We start from the raw sequence: 22346 nt of genomic DNA, 5'->3' as shown, positions 1-22346 counted from the left end.
GCATGGTGAAGTTCGTTCAAGAGCCAACCTCTCCCGCACCGCTCCAAAAACTTCCCTACGGGAAGGACTTGGAAATCTTTATCGACGGAGCCTGCCCACTCTGCCAACGCGAAGCAGCGATGATCAATCGAATGGATCGACTCCGCCGCGTCAAACTGACGGATATCTCTACCCCGGGCTTTGACGCCAGTTCAACCGGATACTCCCTCGAGCAGCTAATGGCGGAAATCCATGGACGCCTGCCGGATGGAAAAATCATCTCCGGAGTCGACGTCTTTCGTCGAGTCTACACCATCCTCGGCTTCGGCTGGGCGATGGCACCGACGCGATTACCCGGCATCCGACAATTTCTGGACAAAAGCTATGGACTCTTCGCGAGGAACCGCCTCCGTCTGACTGGCCGCTGTTCGAAAGAGTCGTGCTCAACCCAAGAAGACGTGCCGCCATCAGACTCCGGAGCGCCCCAGGATTCTTCATGTCCTCCAGTATGACCGATCGAGTGCCCGATAATTGATTGCCTCTGTCAAATGGGGAACATCGATCGTTTCCGCTCCGTCGAGGTCTGCAATTGTGCGACTGACACGAAGGATCTTGTCATGGGCGCGGGCAGATAACCCCATATCTTCCATCGCAACTCGCAATAACCCCTCTGCTTCTTTGGCCAACTTGCAGTACTTGCGGATCTGCCTGGGAACCATCGTTCCATTCAGACTGACATTCTGACCCTTGAATCGTTCTCGCTGAACCTCACGAGCCTGCACCACTTGTTCACGGATCGACCGACTGTCCGTACCGTTCGCTTCATTCGACAACTCCCGAAATGGGACCGGAGGAACCTCGATGTGAATATCAATTCGATCGAGCAACGGCCCAGAGATCTTTGCCATGTACCGCTCAATGTGCATCGGTGAACAGTTGCAACTCCTTTTCGGATCTCCCCGAAACCCGCACGGGCAAGGGTTCATGGCAGCGACAAGCATCAGACTGGCCGGAAAGGTCATACTTCCGATTGCTCGGGAGATTGTCACTCGACTCTCTTCCAATGGCTGACGCAACACTTCGAGAGTTTTCCGGTTGAACTCTGGCAACTCGTCGAGAAAGAGAATGCCGTTGTGCGCCAGACTGATTTCACCGGGAGTCGGCGTTGTTCCTCCTCCCACTAATCCCGCTTCACTGATCGTATGATGCGGGGAGCGAAACGGGCGGGTCAGCAACAACGACTCACCCACTGCCAGTCGACCAACAGCACTGTAGATCCGCGTTGTCTCAACACTCTCCTCTGCAGTCAATTCGGGCATGATCGTCCCTAACCGACTTGCCAAAAGTGTTTTTCCTGTCCCGGGGCTTCCAATCATCAAGAGATGATGACGTCCCGCAGCGGCGACCGTCACCGCCCGCTTCGCCATCTCCTGACCTTTGACATCCGAGTAATCGATGGAATAGCTCCCCAGTTCCCGGACGGTGTCCTCCCAGCTAAACGGGACGGGATCGATGTTGATGGCTCCCGAAAAGAACCCGACCGCCTCCGCCAGACTTCCCACTGGAATGATGTCGATCCCGTTCACCACCGCTGCCTCACGGGCATTTTCAACTGGGACAACCAACCCTTTTCGACCATCCGCTCGTGCCTGCAACGCCATGGACAACGTCCCTTTAACAGGACGAACGGTTCCATCCAGCGCCAGTTCACCCACAGCTGAATAGTCGGCGAATGCATCAGAAACCAATTGCCCGCTGGCAGCCAGAATTCCGATTGCAATCGGGAGATCAAAAGAGGCAGCCTCCTTGGGGAAATCGGCGGGCGAAAGATTGATCACGATGCGATCAATCGGGCGCGTATACCCGCTATTGACCAAGGCCCGTTCAATGCGATGCACGCTCTCCTTCACCGCTGCTTCAGCGAGCCCGACCAAGATGGTTTTCGGCATCGCTGCGGGCGAGATATCCACCTCGGCAGCTACTGGTCTCGCATCAATTCCAAACAACGAATAGGTCAGAAGTTTGGCAAGCATGAAGTGCTGCATCCAAATTTCAAAGCTGATAGTGGGCCCGCAACATCCAGTTCAATCTGAACCGACGTTCACATCGATTTATTCTGATTGGACGAGGCGAAATTCACAACTCAGCAGAGGTGCGAATGGTACGTCAATCAGACAGATATCCCGAGACATCACAGCAATCTAGAGATTCTTTGATTTCCTCGATTTCTTGGTGCAGCGAATTGCGAATTACTGATCAAAGGTCACAATGATCATTCCTCATCTCATGCAACCAGCCTGATGGATGTGCGAGATCAACGCGGACAGGTGACACTGAAGATGGACGCCGAGTATGCATATTGACTCTTCAAGCTCTTCCACCTCAAAGGACTCCTCGCTCAGTGACCCGCGACCGTGGTATCTACAGCTATCGCGATACCACTGGTTTGTCTTCGTTGTCGCTGCCTTGGGTTGGCTCTTTGACTGCCTCGACCAGCAACTGTTCGTCTTGGCACGTCCAGCAGTCATGGAAGAGTTGATCCCCAAAGACTCCTTCCCCGACCTCAAGCAGGTACAACAGGCCCGAATCAAGGCCGGAGACTATGCAACAGCCATCTTTATGGCGGGGTGGGCAACTGGAGGACTCTTCTTCGGAATTCTGGGAGACCGTTTTGGCCGTGCAAAAACCATGGTCCTCACGATTCTCCTCTACTCGCTTTTCACTGGACTCAGCTCGTTCGCAGTCGGAATCTGGGATTTCTGCCTTTACCGCTTCCTCACTGGATTGGGGGTGGGTGGAGAGTTCGCGGTCGGTGTGGCTCTCGTAGCAGAAGCGATGCCCACGAAAGCCAGACCCTACACACTGGGTCTGCTCCAGGCACTTTCTGCTGTCGGCAACATCAGCGCCGCGATGATTAACCTCAGTCTGGGGATTGCCGAGGAACAGGGACTCGTTGAAAGCCCTTGGAGAATCATGTTCCTGATCGGGGCCGTCCCGGCACTCCTCGCACTTTTTATTCGTCGCCGCCTCAAGGAACCTGATACGTGGAAGCGAGCCAGCACGGACGAAGCAACCAAGAAGCATTTGGGATCGTACTCTGATTTGTTCAGAGATCCGAAGCTCCGCAAACATGCTCTCCTAGGACTTGTGCTCGGGTGCTCCGGAATCGTCGGACTCTGGTGCGTCGGCTTCTACACTCCCGACCTCATCCGAATTGTCCAGGCCCCTCGACTCGCTCCTGCGATATACGCTGAGCAAATTGAACTTGCCAAGTCCGCAGGTGACCAAGCTCGCGTTGATCGCTTGAACTACCTGAAGGGAGTTCATGACGACGCGACAGCGATTCAGTCATTCGATGACGCGACTCGGGAAGAGCATCAATCGATCTCGAAGAAGATCAAAGGAAGAGCAACGCGATTCCAAAGCTACAGTTCCGTCGCCATTAACATCGGTGCCTTCTGCGGAATGTTTGGGTTCGGAGTCCTCTCGCAACGCATCGGGCGACGTCCAACGTTTGCTCTGGCCTTCCTCGCAGCCTTTCTCAGCACAGCGAGCGTCTTCTGGTTCCTCAAAGACTTCTGGCAAATCTGGGTGATGGTTCCAATTATGGGCTTCTGCCAGCTCTCACTCTTCGCTGGATACGCGATCTATTTCCCGGAATTGTTCCCCACACGCCTACGCTCGACGGGCACGAGTTTTTGCTACAACGTCGGACGTTTCGTCGCTGCTTTAGGACCGATCGCCAAGGCTCAACTCACCGCGTTCTTTATCTCAGTGTTCCCAAACGCTTCTACGATCGACACCGCTCGATACGCAGGGGTGACGATGTCATGTGTGTTTCTACTCGGCTTGGTTGTATTGCCGTTCCTACCCGAAACTCGTGGCCAGGAACTGCCTGAATAGGAACCGTAAGCAATTCCACTTGAGCAATAAAAAGAGCCCGGAAAGACAAATTCCGGGCTCTTTTTCTGCCTATCTGTCGGTGGAAACGAATCGCGTCGGTGAAACGATTGCGATGAAGAACAAGGACAACATGATTGCTGTTGAAGCAACGATCAGTTCATCCAAAGAGTTTCATGTCTCGAAGGACGAAGTCATCGACAGAGTTAGACCGATTTGATGATCAAAGTGACGTTGCGATAAGAAATGACTGAAGCAGCCAGTCGCGCAGCAAAAAAGACTCGAAAGTAACGATGCCTTTCGGACAACATCACCTGAGTCACACCCTAGAAAAAACACCTTGCTGCATAACAAGTTACACAACAAGGCATTAAATCCGATTCAAATTAGTCCAGATCTGGACCGTCTTCCATCAAGCGATTCAAATCTGGAGCATCGTCTTTGGCAATGACGACATTCTGACTCGCATCCAGATAAATCTTATCTGTCAGAATCTCTTCGATCACTGTTGCCATCGAAGGCTTGCCCTGAGTCTCGACCAGTGGTGGCGATCCTCGGTTCAATTGGACAAGCCGCTTCTGAATCAGCGTAGACAGTTTGAACCGTCCGCCGACTTTCTTGGCAAGTGAGTCTTCTTTCAGCTCATTGAGCATGCAGTTCAGCCTCCCTCGACGCGAGCAATTGCCGAATAGAATCGACAGCGCGGTCGAGATCATCGTTGATCACCCGGTGTTGATAGCGAACTGCGTATTGTAGCTCTTCCCGTGCAGTCCGCAACCTACGCTGAATCACTTCCTCCGATTCAGTCCCCCGACTCCGCAATCGTGACTCATATTCTTCAATGGAAGGAGTTTGCAGAAAAACGGAGAGTGCATCTGGATACAAGTCCATGACGCTGAGCGCCCCTTCGACGTCGATTTCCAGCAGCACCCACTTTTGGGCATTCTGAATTCGTTCGACTTCAGAACCGAGCGTGCCGTAAAGGTGTCCGCTGCGATGGACTTCCGCCCATTCAATGAAATCGCCCTTTGTCCGGCGAGTCTCAAACTCTTCTCGAGCGAGGAAGTAGTAATCCTTCCCGTCGACTTCGTTAGGACGCGGAGGACGGGTTGTCGCGGAAACTGACATTTCCAGTGGAACCGGACAGGCTTCCATCAGTTTTTTGACAATCGACGTCTTCCCAGCACCAGCGGGGCCAGAGAGAATCAGGATTCGGGGGATGTCGGCTGAACTTTCGTCAGACATTTGTTTCAGAACGGCTCAACGGGATAGGCTGTGAGAATTCCGGAAACTGTACCGTTTCGCAGATCACATTCCAAGCGGCAGGGAGTCGTCGAACCTTGACCAGTACGAATCCACACCCGTTGTCGAAGCTCATTCGGTACCTCTCGGATCCTGTCGGACCGGTGCCACTCGCGTGCACTATTCTCGTCGTATTGACCCTGACGTGGTCAGCATTCTCTGCCCCACCTGTGAATTTCCGGGCCGGAGTCGAATTCGCCAAGGTGATCAATCGACCGCTCCTCCTCAGCCGAGATTTCACTCCTTTACGAGCGTTGCTGCAGTCGATCTCCAAGGATCGAAACGTCGCTATTCTGCTTGACAGACGAATCGACCCTCAATTTCTGATTAGTTCCAATATCCAGTCGGAATTCCTCGACACAGGACTGAATGAACTACTGAAACCCGTTCCCGCCGAAGTAGTTACAACCGGCGACACCCTGTTTGTCACCACACCTGATAATGCAGCTGAGATTCGAACACGAATTGCACTCGCAGAGCAGGAGCTTCGAAAAAACAAGAAGATCCCCGCTACTCGGCAAGCAGAACTCCTGTCGCGCACTTCACTCAGATGGAATGATCTCGATTCCCCTCGTGAAATCCTCAGCGGTACAGCAGCGAGAGATCGCGTCACTATTGAGAACCCGGAAGCGATTCCGCACGACCTCGTGGCAGCAGGAAGCGTCACCAGTGGAAGTTTAGCAACAAGGCTGCTCATCCTTCTCTCACAATACGACCTGGAATTTGAATGGGTGAACGGCGAGAAGCTCAGAATTGTCCCGCAGACCTTAGGTCCGCGAATCGAGCAGGAACACGCTTACAGAGGAAAGAAGAAACAGGAAGTCCTTGACCTGATTCAGAAACAAATCCCAGATGCGAAATTCTCCGCTTTGAGCGATCGAGTGAAAGTCACAACGACTCTCGACCACCACGACCAACTCGCGATCGAATTGGGAAATCGTCCTGCGCGCAAAGTGACCGGATCTCTCATCGACACCGCCCTTTCCAAACGACAATTCACCATCAAAATCGTCAACCGCCCTTTCTCGGAACTGATCGACAAACTTTCCGAACAAGGAATCGAATTCGATCGACACGAGGCCCTCACCAAAGAGGCAAACATTGATCTCAATCAAGCGATCTCGCTGGAACTCTCAAAGGCTTCAATCGACGATCTGTTAACGACTGCCTGCGAACAACTAGGGCTTGCCTACCAGATTGATGGCATGCACATCGATTTATATCCCGCCCAAAATCGAAAAATCGAAGAGCCTTCTCCCTGAAATCGACCACTTCCAATTCGCTTCGAACGCGTTAGCATGAAGCCGCAATTGACACCCAGATGAACGAGATTCGAACCATGTACGATAAAGCAACTTTGTGCGACCTGTTCCGTGAGCGTGCGCTTAAATTCGGTGACTTCACCCTCGCCTCTGGCAAAAAGGCGACGTATTACCTGGATGGAAAGCAGATCACTCTCCACGCCCGCGGGCTGAAACTGGTCAGCGAAGGTTTGCTGGAACTGCTCGACTCCGGTGAAATTGACGCTGTCGGCGGAATGTCAATTGGTGCCGATCCGATTGTGGCTGGCGTCCTCTCGGCTGCTGCTGACAAGAGCCGCGATCTCCTCGGATTCCTCGTTCGAAAAGAATCCAAAGGGCACGGCACCAACAAATTCGTTGAAGGTCCGCTTCAGCCCGGGATGAAGGTTGCCATCGTCGAAGACGTCGTCACCACTGGCGGGAGCTCTCTACTCGCAGTTGATCGCGTCGAAGAATTCGGATGCAAAGTGATTCAGGTTCTCGCGATTATCGACCGCATGGAAGGGGGTGCGAAGAATTTTGCTGCCCGCAACATTCCATTCCAGTCGCTGCTCACAATTGAAGATTTTGGAATCACTCCACCCGTGCTCGCGGAATAGTGCGACATTGCCTCACTGCCATTCACCTTAACGAACAGAACGCGAAATGACTCTCTTCCCGCTCCTAGGAGGAATCGTCGTGGGTAGCCCCGACCTGTTCATATTCAGTTTGTTTTCGCTAGTCACTTCAATTTCTACCAGCATTTGCCTCTTCATTATTCAGATCGCTTTCTGCATCGGTGTGTATCAAGCTGCGAGCAAACGAGCTGAGTATGGGGGACCGGGAAATGTATTTGTCGGTCCAGCGATTTGGGCTGCAGCGACCCTAATCGGTGGTGTGTTTGTGGCGGCAGTGTACTGGCTGATTCACTTTTCAAAATTGAGCCCACACTACCAAGACTCGAACGACGCTTCGCACTAAAGCAGTTCTTGCAACGATCACCGCCCTCTGCGTTCCAGTCCCTTTCAGTTCAGCTGTCCCTCTTACCCTGAAGTCTCTGCACGATGTCTGCTTCCGACGCAAAATTGACTCCCATGATGCAACGGTATCTGGAGGTCAAAGCAGAGACGCCGGGAACGATCCTGCTGTTTCGCATGGGGGACTTTTACGAGCTGTTCCACGAAGACGCTCAAATCGCTGCCAAGATTCTGGGACTGACACTCACCAGCCGGGATAAAGGGTCGAGTAATCCTGTCCCAATGGCGGGCTTTCCGTTTCATGCGCTCGAGGGGTATCTTCGCAAACTGATCGCAGCGGGCCATCGAGCTGCGATCTGCGATCAAGTCGAAGACCCTAAAACCGCGAAAGGAATGGTTCGACGGGAAGTCACTCGCATTGTGACTCCGGGGACTCTGACGGACGAAGGATTACTGAATCCCAAAGAGAACAACTTTCTGGCAGCGGTTTGCCCGATCAAGGATCGCATTGGAATTGCATGGCTGGAACTCTCCACGGGGACATTTCAGTGCATGGAAGTTTCCAGCGGGGACCAGACTGGGCCATTTGGACCGCAGTCGGAATTCATGGACGAACTGGCACGTGTTCGCCCTGCTGAATGCCTGATGCCCGATTCTGCAAGATCGCAGCCCATCTTCACGACCGTGATGGAGCTGGACGGAACGATTGTGACCGAACGTCCTGCTTGGTCGTTCGCAGCACAACACTGTCGCGAAGTCCTCCTCAAACATTTCGAGACGAAAACGCTCGAAGGTTTCGACCTGACAGATGATGAGTCTGCATGCGTCACGGCAGCGGGCGCATTGCTGGAGTATGTTCAGGAAACCCAACGCTCCGCACTGGGCCACATTGCCAAACTCGAACCCTATCGGCGCGGTTCAAGCTTATTGATCGACGAAACAACTCGTCGCAGTCTCGAACTTGTTCGCACCCAGCGCGAAGCGCAGCGTGACGGATCTCTCATCAGCATTCTGGACGAAACATGCACTCCGATGGGGGCCCGTCTTCTGACAGACTGGCTTTCGAATCCACTGACCGATCGTTCCGCCATCGAACGGCGGCTGGATGCTGTGGAAGAACTGGTTCGCGACAACAAACTCTGTCGCGACATTCGCGACCTGCTCAAAGAAGCGTACGACCTGCAACGGTTGTCCGCTCGAGTCGCTACGTTTCGGGCGACTCCTCGCGATCTCTCGGCATTGGCGCAGACTCTGGCCATTCTCCCTGCACTGAAAGCCAAACTGACAGCGCGATCTTCAAATCTGCTTTCCATGCTAGAGGCCCGACTAGAGCTTTGCGCGGACGTTCGACAGGACATCGAACAGCAACTCAGTGATGAACCGCCACTTTCATTGACGGACGGCAACATCATCCGTCCAGGCTGGAATTCGGAACTTGATGAGCTGCGAGATCTGGCACGCGGCGGAAAAAAATGGATTGCTGAATACCAGACGAAGGAGATGGAACGTACGGGAATCTCCACACTGAAGGTCGGCTACAATAAAGTTTTCGGGTATTACCTCGAAGTGACCGCTGCTCAGATGCACAAGGTTCCGGAAGACTACATCCGCAAGCAGACTCTGAAGAACCAAGAACGTTTTATAACTCCGCAGCTTAAGGAGTACGAAGAGCGAGTTCTTCGCGCGGAGGACCAGTCTAAAGCCCTCGAACAAGAACTCTTCATCACGCTGCGAGCCAATGTGGCTGAAAACTGTCGACAGCTTCAGCAGACAGCGGAAGTCCTCTCGACGTTGGACGTGCTCGCGAGCCTGGCCACCCTTGCAGTGAGCGCGAATTATTGTCGACCACAGATTGTGGATGAGCCGGTCCTGAACATCCGCAATGGACGCCATCCTGTTCTGGATCGCATGAAGCCATCCGGGGAATTCGTTCCCAACGACGTGATTCTTGGCGTCTCGATGTCAGAAAATCAGTCGAGTGCGCCACCCGTAATGGCCCTCATCACCGGTCCGAACATGGCGGGTAAGAGTACCTACATTCGACAGGCAGCGCTGCTCACAATTCTGGCTCAGATGGGATCGTTCCTCCCTGCTGAATCCGCGACAATCGGCATCGCAGACCGTATTTTCGCACGCGTCGGCGCCAGCGATGAACTTGGTAAAGGACAATCGACCTTCATGGTCGAGATGACAGAAACCGCGAGAATTCTGAATTCCGCGACCAGTCGCAGCCTCGTCATACTGGATGAAATCGGTCGGGGAACCAGTACGTACGACGGAATTTCGCTCGCCTGGGCAATCACAGAATATCTGCACGACAAGTCCGGTTGCAGAACCCTGTTCGCGACCCATTACCACGAACTGACAGAACTCCCGCAAACTCTCAAACGCGTCTGCAACTGGAACGTGGCGGTCCACGAGCAGAATGGAGACGTCGTCTTCTTGCACAAGATTATTCCCGGCGCCGCAGACCGCAGCTACGGAATTCATGTTGCCCGAATTGCTGGGGTTCCGAAAGAAGTCATTGCCAGAGCGGGAGTCATTCTCGAAACTCTCGAATCCGATCATCACGACGAAGTGGGCAAAGTGACGATCCCTGAACGCAAGCAGAAGAACTCACGCCAGCTCAACCTCTTCGAAGAACCGGAACATCCACTACTCGGCGAGCTGCGCAGCTTGAACATCGACGAATTGACTCCGCTCGCTGCTCTCCAGAAGCTGCATACCATCAAGGGACAACTCAAACCGTAGTCGCCGACGCTCTGAGGGCATTCCACATCGAGACGTTGGACTCTCCAACGTTAGAAGTAGCAGTCGAAGCGATTTTCAGTGCTGTACGGCCTCACCGATCAGTCCCGTTTGATGCCGAAAATTCCGTCGAAAAAGTGGGTCGACAATTTTCAATCCTTCGATACCATGGGAATCTCATGACGCGGGGTGGAGCAGCCCGGTAGCTCGCGAGGCTCATAACCTCGAGGTCGTCGGTTCGAATCCGGCCCCCGCCACTTAATGTGACGGTCTATTCTTTGATCCGCGCATGAATCCAAAGCCGAGACACTTTTGTCTCGGCTTTCTTTATTTCCAGCTTCATCTTCCGGCACCATTCTGCCGTAACCGCTTCACCCGGGAAAATCTCTTCCAAATTTCCCGAAGTCCCTTTTGATAAAGAGTATGCTTTCGTCAAACCAGATGGAGACTCGACAAACCAATTGATTGCGACTAGTCGGCACCCCGTCATACTCGTCATAATTTACTTGGTCATCCAATCTCAGCCATTCGGCGTCGACAGGTCGGTAGTCACGGATAGAAATGCCTTTAGGCGAATTACAGCGTCTGTTGCAATCAATTGAACCGGCAGCTCATCTCGTCGAGCCCCGGGTCCTTCGACGTGTTGTTCGCCTGGACCGTCGACTGCAGGGAATTCGCTTCGCGATCCCACACGATTTCAGCTACACGATCGACCGAGATCGATTGCTGGCGTTCGCCGAACTCAACGAACTCAATGTCGATCCGGAGATCGATCTTCCTCGGCGGGTGATTCTACTTTCTCAGCCAGATGAAGAAGATTTACTCGATCAATCTCTTTGGCCGAAGATCCGCAAGAGATACCTGAGCTATCTGTTCCATTCCTGTGTGCATCTCGCATTCGATCGCCAACTCGCTCGGATTTCGGCCGACGAAGAATGGTCTATTGAGCGAATCGCGAAGATTGGCCCGGTGGAATTCTGCGAAATACGCGAAGTCCTCCAGAGAGAGAACCTGCTCTTCCAGCCGATCAACGAAGTGGACACCTATGTCGAATTCGCATCGGTGGCGCTCGAACAAAAGTATTTCGCCCCGCACCTGAGACCGATCTATTTCCCAGGAGTTCGCGACTGGGACTTTGTCGACCAGAGCTTGAGTACCGACATTGATCACCAGCAACTCTTCGAGCGATTTCATCCAATATTGGACGAAATCGCAGCGGAGTCGAGCTCAACGACCTCTCAAACATCGCCCACCGAAAGTTTCCATCGACTCACAAGCACTAACGTCAGCGTTCCTGCCTTCAGAGTGCTGATGGCAAAGGCGGAATCGAAAGCTGCTACCGGAAACGGGGTCAAAGCGTCCCTCTCCTACCTGCGGACAGCTAGGCGAGCCCCCATCGGCTACGAGCAGGAAGCACTCGACGCCGCAGAACTGGAACTGGCTCGATTTGCACAACGGCTGCAACGAGTGTTTAGCCTTTCTGCTGAAGAGGCAGAGCACTGGCGAGATGCATTACGGCCACTTCTTGCACCTGCCGCCGAAGGATTCTGGTCGAACGAAGCCCGATTGCTTTACGACCTGCAGAAGGTCTGTGCCGAACAGGAACGGGGAATCTATCGACTCGATCTGGTGGAATGGGTTCGTTCATTTGGAAAACGTCCCATTCGCCGACCGCTTCCACTGATGCAGGACGTGCTCACACTTCGCCATTTGCGAACTGTTCAACGGCGACTCGGAACGGCGTCGATTACGCCCGCTGAGAAATCCAAACTTTCCAGACTTCTCGAAGGGGTGCTCCCTCGAGTCGAACACAGATCCCGCGATCGAATGCGTGGCATCATCGAAAACGTGTTCGATGAAGTCGGATTTGTCGCAAGGAACATTCTTGAAACAGTAGCCCGTCGAAAGATTGTCGAAGAGCTTCTCGATCGAATTGTCGAGAGAAGCTATTTCAATCTGGGAGACCTGCGAGACTCGATCTCCAAGAATGACATGAAGTTGAACGATGTCACCTCGCTGAAGGAGTTGGCATTTGGTGACTGTATGTTGCAGGCGGATCGCAAGCTCGAAACTGCACTCGACGGAATTTACCGCCGAGGCACGATTTACCTGCGTTGGCCACAAACACTCAGTTCACTCGTCTTTGGAACCAATGTCGGTCGACTCCTGACGCAGCATGTCTTCATCCCATTCGGGGGAGCCTACCTGATACTGGAGTTTCTTCATCACTTGAAGGCGATGATCGTTGGCCATCCTGAGGGGCAAGATCCTCACCATTTTATCGTTGATGATCCCCTTCATACGGAACTGGAAATTGCACCTCATCCTGTTGAAGTGCCGCACATCAACGATGTCGTGGAACAGGTCAGCTCAGGACCGGATTTGGCTCTCTGGACCGGAGTGCTGGTCTTAGGAATCTGGATTTCTCTTCTCATCCAACGTTCAGACTTTCGAGCCTGGAACGTAGCGGTCCTGTCACGGGCCTGGTCGTTCCTGCGAGGACTGGTACTTGACCTTCCCTCGTTCCTGTTGAACTCGGAATACGTGCAGCGCATCTTCGGGAGCCGCACTTTTGCGGTGCTGCGAAGCTACGTTCTTGAACCGGTCCTGTTCGTCTGTCTTCTGACTCCGCTCTCCCTGTTATGGGGTGACAACATCTGGAGTTTCAGAACAGCGATGGAAGTCTTACTGGTCATCGCACTGCTGTGGAATTCTCCGGCAGGACGATATGCCTCTGAAATGGCGATCGACTTCCTCGTTCGAGCGTGGCAAGAATTGAAGATGCACATCTTCGCAGCGGTCGTGCAATGGATTCTGGACGCGTTCGAATGGCTGATGATTTCATTGGAGCGGGTCGTTTACACCGTCGATGAATGGCTTCGATTTCGAACGAGCGACAACACGATCACGCGAGGAATTAAACTGGCGATGGGTGTCGTCTGGTTCTTTGTCTCTTACGTCATCGTGTTTATCTTCACTTTGCTGGTTGAACCTCAGATCAATCCGATCAAGCACTTTCCAGTGGTGACGGTCTCACACAAACTGATTTTGCCTGCGTTCCCCGTATTCGTCACACAACTCACCCCCTACCTCGGCCGCAAAATGGCGCAGTCGGTCGTAGGGATCACGATTTTTCTGATCCCCGGGGTTTTTGGTTTCTTGGTGTGGGAACTCAAAGAAAATTGGCGACTCTATGGGGCGAATCGCAGACGCACGCTGGGACCTGAAGCGATTGGAAGTCACGGCGAAACAATGCTACGCCTGCTTCGGCCGGGGTTCCATTCGGGAACGCTCCCCAAGGCATACACAAAACTCCGTCGGCTGACTCGCAAACGCGCTGCGATCGATGAAAGTCAGATTCAAAGAAAGAGGGCTGGAATTCTTCACATCGAGGAAGCGATCCACCATTTTGTCGAACGTGAACTTCTCAATCTCCTCGAAGAAGCCCGATTTCTCCCTGAAACCCGTCTCATCGTGAGTTCCGTGTACGCCGCCACCAATCGGATTGAAGCGGAAGTGACTCGAATTGACCGCTTGAACCACCCCGCTAAGTTGATCTGGGAACTCGTCGACGGACAGCTCCTCGGATCGATCCAACCCGCTGGATGGATGTTGGACCTCGACGCTGAAAATCAAGCAATCCTCAGAGCCGGACTTGAGGCGTTAATGACTCTTTCGGGGGTCAACACGGTTATCGGGGAATTCCCCGTCTGCGTCGATCACCCGATTGCTTGGACAAACGCGGTCGAATACTGGACAAATATTCTCCAGATCAATCAATCGCAACCTATTTCCAGAACGGATGTTTCGCAGATTCCTCACAATTAGCCACCCGCTTCACCCAAAGCGTCGGAACTCATTGGCAAACACCCCCGAAAATGAAGAATCCTCCCTGCTTTGTCTGCAAAGAAATCATCACTTGCCTGGATTCCAGTTCGGTGTAGACCGCTGCCAAAATCTCTAAATTTGGAATTCCGTAACGTAATTGAAATTTAAAAGTTACGGCCGAAAATGCGGTAAATACCACAGTTCCATTCTCGCCATAAACTCTAACTTGATGCTTCGGACGTTGACTCCTATCATCGTTGCGAATGGTGTGAATACTTGCGCGGAATGACCCTCATGAGGCGCTGGGACTCCATCAAACCGGACTTGTTTGTGTTGCCTTGTCAGTCAGGGACGATTTGACAGCATCCGTGAAAGCGCTAAGTCCTGCTTTTCACCCTGTAGATGCGGTTGATTGTCTCAGATTGGGTCGCGACTCGGCGAGTATCCGGTGACCATCGGACTAGCAAATTCTGCTCGACCGAAGTTCGTACGGCGAGAACACATCGGCAGTTGCTGCTTTCAAACTTGAGACTGTGTCTCAGTAGTTTCCGAACGCAGAATCTCTCGTACACCATCGTTCACAGGGATCACTAGTTTCTGTATCACATCACCTTAGAGAAAATCTCGAGCTGAAATGATGTGAATATTCGACATGAATAAGCCATTGATTTCCAACTGAACGACCATCAAAGTCACTCGAAACCAGTCCTCAACTTGCTCGTGATGAGCGGTGCAAACCAGCATGATTTCGATCCCGCCTCTCCTGATTTACGTGGTCATCCTGATCGGATTTGTGATCACAAATCTGCTGCTTGCGCACGGAATCGGTCCACGCAAAAAGACACCGGTCAAGCAAATGCCCTATGAGTCCGGAATGGACCCTGTCGGCAATGCTCGTCAACCGTTTGATGTCAAATTCTATCTCGTCGCAATCCTGTTTCTGGTATTCGACGTCGAGCTTTTGTTTCTCTACCCCTGGGCAGTCAGCGCCTTCGACGAAGCTGGCATTCCCATTGAACTCCGCAACACTGTTTTCGGTGTGATGCTCGTGTTCATGGGAACCTTGGTGGTGGCTTACGCGTACGCGTGGCGGAAAGGGGTTTTTCGATGGCGGTAGGCCTTCCGGAAAATGTGTTTCTGACTCAACTTGATGCGGCTGCCAACTGGGCACGCTCAAACAGTCTCTGGCCAATGCCATTTGCGACTGCATGCTGTGGGATTGAACTCATGGCGACAGCAGCATCGCGGCACGACTTGGCTCGATTCGGAGCAGAAGTCATGCGATTCAGTCCGCGTCAGTGCGATCTTCTGATCGTTGCTGGTCGTGTGGCGATGAAGATGCTTCCGGTCCTGCAGCGAATCTGGTTGCAAATGCCAGAGCCAAAATGGTGCATCTCAATGGGAGCCTGCGCCTGCAGCGGTGGTGTGTTCGATACCTATGCTGTCGTGCAAGGCGTCGACCGCTTTATCCCTGTCGATCTTTATGTCCCAGGGTGTCCACCGCGACCAGAACAACTTCTAGCTGCGATCATCGAGATGCAGCAAAAGGTGAAGAATACCGGGTCGGTGATGGGACGCGAATTTGCTGCCCAGAATACACCAAACGGACCGGCACCGTTCGATCTCGACGAACTGCGTCGAATCCGTGAATCGCAACCGCTGGTCGACCTGCAGGTTTATCAGCCTCCCCGCTTCTCATCAGTCATCGAACCGGGAGCGAAACATGTTTGATCTTGATCCTCTCCAAGAGCAGTTCAGCAACAAGATTGTTGAATCCACTTTTCGTGACAATCGACGTCTGGTCGTTCCGGTCGACATCGTGTTTCCTGTTTTGGAAGCTCTTAAAACTTCCAGCGGGTTCGATTCGCTGATGGACTTAACAGCCGTCGATTACCTCGAGTATCCAGACGCAACCGATCGATTCGGTATTGTTTATGTGCTCGTCAACAGTGAAACCAGTGAACGTCTGATCGTGAAGACATTCGTGAACCTCCCTAATCCAACACTGACATCGGTGTTCGGTTTGTGGAAAGCAGCCAACTGGCTGGAACGCGAAGTTTACGACATGTTCGGAATCGTCTTCAGTGGTCATCCCGACCTGCGACGAATTTTGATGCCTGAAGAATTCACAGCGTTTCCACTGCGAAAGGACTATCCACTCAAGGGAGTGGGTGAACGTCATAATTTCCCTGTGATCACCCGAGCAGAGAGTTGACCAGAAATGCCCCTCACTCAGCTCGACACTGCACCACCTGAATCGTCACAGCAGGATTTCCTGTGGACCTTGAACTTTGGTCCTCAGCATCCCGCAACGCATACAACTCTGCGCGTTGTGATCACGCTGGATGGTGAACGTGTCGTGAATGCGGTTCCGGACATCGGCTACCTGCATAGCGGATTCGAAAAACTTGGCGAGTCTCTCGACTTCAATCAATACGTCACCATCGTCGACCGGATGAATTACATCTCCCCGTTGGCGAACGAGATTTCGTGGCATCATGCCGTCGAAAAACTCCTGGGGATTGAAATCACCCCTCGCTGTAAAGTCCTGCGAACAATTCTCGCAGAACTCATGCGGCTTCACGACCATCTGTTGAACGTCGGTACCACCGGACTGGACTTGGGTGCTTTCACGGCATTCCTGTACGCGTTCCAACAACGTGAACACATCTACGACATCGTCGAATACGCCTCCGGACAGCGATACCACACGAGCTACACCCGTGTCGGTGGAGTGATGTTCGATGTGAACCTCGACTGGGTCAACAAAGTTCGAAAGTTCGTCAAAGGGTTCCACCCTGTTTACGATGAACTCGACAAGTTGCTCACCCGCAACCGGATTTTCATCGAGCGAACCAAAGGAATCGGAGTTCTCTCGAAGGAAGATGCGATCAACATGGGTGCGACGGGCCCGCTCGCTCGCGCGAGTGGTGTGGTTCGCGACCTACGAAAAGATGAACCGTATCTCGCCTATGCAGACTACGACTTCAATGTCATCTGCTCGCAGGGAGGCGACTGCTACGCACGGTACTTGGTACGCATGCGTGAAATGCTGGAAAGCATCAAGATCATCGAGCAGGCAATTGAAAACCTGCCTGCTGGTCCAGTGAACATTGACGCTGCCAGCGACATCACATTGCCAGCCAAACCTGCTGTTTACCGCAGTATTGAAGGTTTGATTCAGCACTTCGAGGTGTTGATGCCAAACCGCGGTTACGACGTTCCTCTCGAAGAAATCTACGCAGCCACAGAATCTCCAAACGGTGAGCTGGGTTACTATATCGTCGGTAATGGGACGACTCGTTCATATCGGGCACGGACTCGTCCACCCTCATTTGTGCACTTTTCACTCTTGCCGCATATGATTCGCGGATACATGTTGAGTGATGTTGTCGCGGTGTTAGGAAGCCTGAACATCATCGCAGCGGAACTCGATCGATAAATGGAATCGCAGATGCCAGTGCTTAGTGAAGAAATCCGTAATCAGATTCGGGCAGAGATCCCGCATTATCCCAGTAAGCGCGCTGTGACACTACCAGCGTTGCATATTGTGCATCATGCGCTTCACGAGGTGTCGATTCCCGCAATCCGGGAAATCGCAGAGATCCTCGAACTTCATCCGTCTGAAGTGCAGGACACCATGTCGTTTTACGGCATTTTCCGCACTGAAGAAAATCCCTACGGAAAACGGCGAGTCTGGTTCTGCCGCAGCATCTCCTGCATGTTGCGAGGTGGAGAAGAAGTGCTCGGCAGCATGTGCAAAGAGTTGGGTGTGCATCCCGGCGAAACAACCGCTGACGGTCGCATCACAGTCGAATACGCTGAATGCCTGGGAGCATGCGAAGGCGCTCCATGCATTCTGGTGGACGACAAGTGTCATATGAATTTAACTGAAGAGTCGGCATCAGCACTGATCAAAACACTGTAGCACAACAACCATACATACTGGAGCAAAAGCAGCTTCAGGGAACTCGAGACAGGCGATTGAACGCCAAACTTGCCCAGACCGATTCCCGCTTTGCCCTTGATTAAGGTTACTCCCGGTCCATGCCTGAATTTGAACCCGTCCTTCTGGCCCGTATTCACAAAGCGGATTCCACATCGCTGGAAAGCTACCGCGCGGATGGTGGTTACGAGGCCTATCAAAAAGCACTCGGGATGGCCCCGCCTGATGTCGCCAAATACGTGATTGACGCTGGTTTGCGTGGTCGCGGAGGTGCAGGATTTCCTACAGGTCTGAAGTGGACATTCCTTCCCAAAGACCATCCCGGACCGATCTATCTCTGCGTGAATGCAGACGAGAGCGAACCCGGAACGTTCAACAACCGGATCCTCATGGAGAAGGACCCGCACCAGTTGATCGAAGGGATCTGTATCGCTGCTCATGCCATCAAGTCTGAGCAGGCATACCTGTATATTCGATATGAGTACGGTGACAGCTACCGGATCCTGAAGGCAGCCATTGAAGAGTGCCGTGCTGCGGGGATTCTCGGTAAGAACGTTTTCGGATCTGGCAAGAATATCGACATCCAGCTTCATCGTGGAGCGGGTGCCTATATCTGTGGAGAAGAAACCGGACTAATCGAAAGTCTGGAAGGAAAACGGGCCTGGCCTCGAATCAAGCCGCCGTTCCCGGCGATCGAAGGTCTGTTCCGAAAGCCCACAATCGTCAATAACGTGGAAACACTTTGCTGCGTCACGCAAATTTTCAAACGTGGCGGCGAATGGTTCAAATCTATTGGAGTTCCGCCGGATCCAAACAATCCGCGAGACGCTGGAAGTTACGGTCCGAAGCTGTATTGCATCAGCGGTCACGTCAACAATCCTTGCTGTGTCGAACTCCCATTGGGAGTGACTGCTCGTGAACTCATCGAAGTTCACGGGGGAGGAGTTTGGAAGGGTCGCAAAGTAAAAGCGGTCATTCCAGGCGGAATCAGCATGGGATATCTCACAGCAGACGAACTGGACACCAAGCTAGACTTCGCTGGGCCAGGCCGCGTTGGCTGTCTGGGATTGGGAACAGCAGCAATCGTTGTGATTGACGACCAAACAAGCATGGTCGATGTCCTGTTCAATTCATGCCGCTTCTTTGCTCATGAATCGTGCGGACAATGCACCCCGTGCCGTGAGGGGACAAGCTGGATGCAGAAAATCCTGTATCGAATCAAGTCTGGTCACGGCAAACTTGAGGATTTAGACCTGCTCAAAGAAGTGTCGGGTTCAATGGGAATCATCCCCGGAACCACGATCTGTGGCTTGTCCGACGGGGCAGCCTGGCCGGTCAAGAATGCAATCGCCAAGTTCCGCCCTGAATTTGAAGAGTACATCCGCGAAGGTCGACGGTCGATCACACCCGCCCAGGAACTGATGGCCAACCACTGAAATCAGCACGATGCCCACAGCTTTAGTTAACGATAAACCCGTCGAGATCGCACCGGACGAGCGGCTGAATTGCATTCAGGTCGCAGCTCGGGGTGGCGTCGAGATTCCGGCATACTGCTTCCACCCGTCATTGTCGGTGGTGGCAAGCTGCCGCATGTGTCTGGTCGAAGTGGGTGACACCAAGCCAGACGGCACTGTTGTCATGCAGCCGAAGCTCGTTCCCGGCTGTCAGACTCCCGTCAAAGATGGCACCGTCATCATTGCGAACTCTCCCAAAGTCATCGAAGCCCGCAAGGCGACTTTGGAATACCTGCTTCTGAACCATCCACTCGACTGCCCAACTTGTGATCAGGCAGGCGAATGCTACTTGCAGGATTACAGCTTCCGACACGGTCGAAGCTACAGCCGCCTTCAAGAACCGAAGAACATCAAACCCGACAAGAACTACATCGGGGAACAGATCACCCTCTTCACCGATCGCTGCATCATGTGCACACGGTGTGTCCGCTTCACCAAAGAGATCAGCGGAACATCTGAGCTTTTGGTGATCAATCGTGGTTCCGCTGAAGAAATCGACATCTTCCCCGGCAATCCTGTTAACAACAAACTGGCAGGCAACGTCGTTGACCTCTGTCCGGTGGGTGCCCTGTGCAGCAAGGACTTCCTATACAAACAACGTGTCTGGTGGTTGAACTCTGCCAAGAGCGTTTGTCCCGGGTGCAGCACTGGTTGTAGCGTCAACATTGACCAGAACGATGATGTTGTCCATCGCCTGAAGCCACGGGAAAACCCGCAGGCTCAAGGGATGTTCATGTGTGACGAAGGTCGATTCGGCTGGAAGTATCTCACAGCTGAAGAACGCCTGAAGATGCCTGAGCATCGCGAAGCAGGTCAAACTGTTTCACGCGACTGGAATTCGATCCTTAAATCGCTCCGTTCTACCGTCGAGCAGACAGCAAAGAAGACACCACGAAAAGTGGCGGCGGTTCTCTCTCCGTGGATGACTGTTGAAGAAGCCTATTTGCTGGCAAAATGGCTCAAGGGAGTTTCAAACGACGTTGTTCTGGCCCTTGGTCCAGTCAACACCGTGGGAGAGGATGACACCTATCCGAAAGACGTTCACGGTCGCCCTGTTCAGCCGGTGAAGTTTACGATCCGTGCAGAGAAGGCTCCAAACCGCGTTGGTGTTGAGAAGGTTCTCCAACACTTCGCCAAAACAATCGTTCCGTTCTCGGACATTGTCGGTCGAGCGGGGGCTGGCGACTTCGAACTCGTGTATCTCGTCGGCGGTGACCCTGCAGGCTGGATCGATGACTCACAGGCGCGGGCTTTCAAGCAGGTCAAGACTCTGATTGTTCAGGATTTGCTTCCTTCATCCGTATCGTCTGAGGCAGCTTATCTGCTTCCAGGTGGGTCGTTCGCTGAGCGGGATGGTTCATTCGTAAACCATGCAGGTCTTGCACAGGAAATCCACAAGTCGGTTCGGTCTCCGGGTCAGGCCCGACCAGATGGTCGAATCCTTTGGGAGCTGACAGGTCGTACCGGCCTGTTCCACGCAGCGAATCTGCGAAAGGAAATCGGCGAAGCGATCCCTGGTCTGGTCGCACTTCGCCCCGGACAACTTGGTGAGCTGGGAGTGCGGCTGAATCCTTCTCAGGCCGCAGTTCAGAATCAGGTGGTGAAAGCGTGAATACACTGATTCAAAGTCTGATGCAACAAGACACGCTGTTAACGCTCCTGGCGATCGGTATCGTCATGGGGGGAATTCTAACAGCATGTAGCTACCTGATCTGGCTCGAGAGAAAGCTCTCTGCCTGGATGCAGGACCGACTGGGACCAAACCGCCTTGGATATGCTGGATTAATTCAGCCCATCGCAGACGGCTTGAAGTTCCTCTTCAAAGAAGAAGTGATCCCCGGTCACGTCGATAAAATTCTGTTCGTGATGGCTCCGACCATCGGAATGTTCACTGCGTTTCTCGCATTCGCAGTCGTCCCGTTCGGTGACGTCAACAGCTCTCCCAGCTGGATCCGGTTCATCATCGCACCGAACATCGACATTGGTCTGCTCTTCATCTTCGCAATCACGAGCCTGTCAGTGTACGGGGTGATTCTCGGAGGATGGGCGTCGAACAACAAATACTCGGCACTCGGATCATTGCGAGCGAGTGCACAGGTTGTCAGCTACGAGATTCCGCTTGGATTGTCGATCATCGGCCTGGCTCTGCTCAACAGCACGCTCAGTCTGGAAATCATTCAGGAGCGACAATCTGCAGCCGGATTCTGGGGATGGAACTTCTGGTTCCAGCCGATGGCATGTCTGATTTTCTTCGTGAGTGCTCTGGCTGAATCAAACCGACTGCCGTTCGACCTTGCAGAGTGCGAACAGGAACTCGTCGGGGGTTTCCACACCGAGTACAGCGCCTTGAAGTTCGGACTGTTCTTCATCGGTGAATACACTCACATTGTCATCAGTGCGTTCTTGACAGCGATCCTGTTCTTCGGCGGATGGCACTTCCCATGGATTGCCGAACCGACATCCGCATACTTCGGTGCATGGATCGTGAAAATCGGTGTCCTGCTGACTAAGGTTCTGCTGGTCATTGTCCTTGTCATGATGATTCGCTGGACAATTCCACGATTCCGTTTCGACCAATTGATGGGTCTGGCATGGAAGGTTTTGATTCCACTGTCCATCGCCAACGTTGTGATGACTATGAGTGTCTTGCAGTTTGGCGTCAGCCGATGGTGGCTGTTTCCAGGCTCTTTCGCACTGGTCCTCATCGCAGGTGTCATCAGTGTCAACGCCTTGCGATATGAAATGAGTCAGCGTCCACGTCCGGCTTCCATGCCGAACACCGTCCGTACTCGCCGATCAGCTACTGATGATGCTGCCCGACAGGCACCCTCAACAGAGTTAGTTGGACACTAAAAGAACGAATGATCTGCGC

Annotated in this window: 17 protein-coding genes and 1 tRNA gene; 15 read left to right on the top strand and 3 right to left on the bottom strand. The window is 53.0% G+C overall.

The window, feature by feature from the left end; genetic code table 11:
- The first annotated feature begins 2 nt into the window (after positions 1-2).
- A complete protein-coding gene (locus SH668x_RS02810) occupies positions 3-491 on the top strand; it encodes a thiol-disulfide oxidoreductase DCC family protein (protein WP_437187177.1) in 489 nt (162 codons plus the stop codon).
- On the opposite strand, the gene SH668x_RS02805 is transcribed toward SH668x_RS02810, so the two are convergent.
- Positions 474-2012 (bottom strand): YifB family Mg chelatase-like AAA ATPase, encoded by a 1539-nt coding sequence (locus tag SH668x_RS02805; protein ID WP_437187176.1) that lies wholly within the window; start codon positions 2010-2012, stop codon positions 474-476. The two genes, SH668x_RS02810 and SH668x_RS02805, sit on opposite strands and share 18 nt — an antisense overlap.
- Positions 2013-2331: 319 nt before the next feature.
- On the opposite strand from SH668x_RS02805, the gene SH668x_RS02800 reads away from it, so the two are divergent.
- A complete protein-coding gene (locus tag SH668x_RS02800) occupies positions 2332-3882 on the top strand; it encodes an MFS transporter (RefSeq protein ID WP_437187175.1) in 1551 nt (516 codons plus the stop codon).
- A 383-nt stretch (positions 3883-4265) separates the two neighbouring features.
- Here the strand turns inward: SH668x_RS02800 and SH668x_RS02795 are convergent, their stop codons facing one another.
- Together SH668x_RS02795 and gmk are read right to left on the bottom strand one after the other, a co-directional pair.
- A complete protein-coding gene (locus tag SH668x_RS02795) occupies positions 4266-4532 on the bottom strand; it encodes a DNA-directed RNA polymerase subunit omega (protein ID WP_437187174.1) in 267 nt (88 codons plus the stop codon).
- Positions 4522-5124 carry a guanylate kinase gene (gene gmk / locus SH668x_RS02790; protein ID WP_437187173.1) on the bottom strand — a complete coding sequence of 201 codons (603 nt, stop codon included), beginning with the start codon at positions 5122-5124 and terminating at the stop codon, positions 4522-4524. The genes SH668x_RS02795 and gmk overlap by 11 nt, the downstream gene beginning before the upstream one ends.
- Before the next feature lie 95 nt (positions 5125-5219).
- Between gmk and SH668x_RS02785 the strand changes: the two genes are divergently transcribed.
- The 13 genes from SH668x_RS02785 (at position 5220) to nuoH (ending at position 22327) form a co-directional block, all read left to right on the top strand.
- Complete coding sequence (locus tag SH668x_RS02785) at positions 5220-6443, top strand: hypothetical protein (protein ID WP_437187172.1); 1224 nt, start codon at positions 5220-5222, stop codon at positions 6441-6443.
- Positions 6444-6502: 59 nt separating this feature from the next.
- Positions 6503-7081, top strand: a complete 579-nt coding sequence (pyrE, locus tag SH668x_RS02780) for an orotate phosphoribosyltransferase (RefSeq protein WP_437187171.1) — start codon at positions 6503-6505, stop codon at positions 7079-7081.
- A 465-nt stretch (positions 7082-7546) separates the two neighbouring features.
- The gene (gene mutS, locus SH668x_RS02775; protein ID WP_437188507.1) at positions 7547-10189 is read left to right on the top strand and encodes a DNA mismatch repair protein MutS; all 2643 of its coding nucleotides are present in this window, start codon (positions 7547-7549) and stop codon (positions 10187-10189) included.
- 180 nt (positions 10190-10369) lie between these two features.
- Positions 10370-10443: transfer RNA gene (locus SH668x_RS02770), tRNA-Met, on the top strand.
- 304 nt (positions 10444-10747) lie between these two features.
- On the top strand, positions 10748-14014 hold the full coding sequence (locus SH668x_RS02765; protein WP_437187170.1) for a hypothetical protein: 3267 nt from the start codon (positions 10748-10750) through the stop codon (positions 14012-14014).
- Positions 14015-14756: 742 nt separating this feature from the next.
- Positions 14757-15131: an NADH-quinone oxidoreductase subunit A gene (locus SH668x_RS02760; protein ID WP_437187169.1), complete on the top strand. Its 375-nt coding sequence runs from the start codon at positions 14757-14759 to the stop codon at positions 15129-15131.
- Positions 15122-15745: an NADH-quinone oxidoreductase subunit B gene (locus SH668x_RS02755; RefSeq protein ID WP_437187168.1), complete on the top strand. Its 624-nt coding sequence runs from the start codon at positions 15122-15124 to the stop codon at positions 15743-15745. The genes SH668x_RS02760 and SH668x_RS02755 overlap by 10 nt, the downstream gene beginning before the upstream one ends.
- On the top strand, positions 15738-16229 hold the full coding sequence (locus tag SH668x_RS02750) for an NADH-quinone oxidoreductase subunit C (RefSeq protein ID WP_437187167.1): 492 nt from the start codon (positions 15738-15740) through the stop codon (positions 16227-16229). Before SH668x_RS02755 ends, SH668x_RS02750 begins: the two co-directional genes overlap by 8 nt.
- 6 nt (positions 16230-16235) lie before the next feature.
- Positions 16236-17456: an NADH dehydrogenase (quinone) subunit D gene (nuoD, locus tag SH668x_RS02745; protein WP_437187166.1), complete on the top strand. Its 1221-nt coding sequence runs from the start codon at positions 16236-16238 to the stop codon at positions 17454-17456.
- Positions 17457-17468: 12 nt separating this feature from the next.
- The gene (locus SH668x_RS02740) at positions 17469-17942 is read left to right on the top strand and encodes an NADH-quinone oxidoreductase subunit NuoE family protein (RefSeq protein ID WP_437187165.1); all 474 of its coding nucleotides are present in this window, start codon (positions 17469-17471) and stop codon (positions 17940-17942) included.
- Positions 17943-18061: 119 nt separating this feature from the next.
- Positions 18062-19396, top strand: coding sequence for an NADH-quinone oxidoreductase subunit NuoF (gene nuoF / locus SH668x_RS02735; protein WP_437187164.1), 1335 nt, complete (start codon positions 18062-18064; stop codon positions 19394-19396).
- Between the two features lie 10 nt (positions 19397-19406).
- Complete coding sequence (locus SH668x_RS02730) at positions 19407-21086, top strand: molybdopterin-dependent oxidoreductase (RefSeq protein ID WP_437187163.1); 1680 nt, start codon at positions 19407-19409, stop codon at positions 21084-21086.
- Positions 21083-22327, top strand: coding sequence for an NADH-quinone oxidoreductase subunit NuoH (gene nuoH, locus SH668x_RS02725; RefSeq protein ID WP_437187162.1), 1245 nt, complete (start codon positions 21083-21085; stop codon positions 22325-22327). Before SH668x_RS02730 ends, nuoH begins: the two co-directional genes overlap by 4 nt.
- The last annotated feature ends 19 nt before the right edge of the window (positions 22328-22346 follow it).

The organism is Planctomicrobium mucosum (genome assembly GCF_051466335.1).
Classification (GTDB): domain Bacteria; phylum Planctomycetota; class Planctomycetia; order Planctomycetales; family Planctomycetaceae; genus Planctomicrobium.
This window is presented reverse-complemented; position numbering and strand designations above follow the sequence as displayed.